Genomic DNA, 234 nt, shown 5'->3' on the forward strand with positions numbered 1-234 from the left:
CCCTGAGACGGTGCGTTACTTCTTATTGTCTGGTCACTACCGCAGCCAGTTGAACTATTCAGAAGATAATCTTAAGCAATCTCGTTCAGCACTAGAGCGTTTATATACCGCTTTACGCGGAGTTGAACTACAAGATATTGCGGGAGAAAAGGCCGAAGTTTACCGAGCGCAATTTAAAGCGGCGATGGACGATGACTTTAATACGCCAGAAGCCTTACCGGTATTGTTTGAGTT

General features: G+C 45.3%; 1 protein-coding gene. It reads left to right on the forward strand.

Annotated elements, in window-relative coordinates; genetic code table 11:
* Window positions 1-49: 49 nt before the first annotated feature.
* Window positions 50-234: DALR domain-containing protein (locus Q4528_RS16210; protein WP_368506762.1), on the forward strand; the 185-nt coding region annotated here is incomplete at its 3' end.

The sequence above is a fragment of the Staphylococcus pasteuri genome (assembly GCF_030547725.1).
Lineage (GTDB): Bacteria > Bacillota > Bacilli > Staphylococcales > Staphylococcaceae > Staphylococcus > Staphylococcus pasteuri.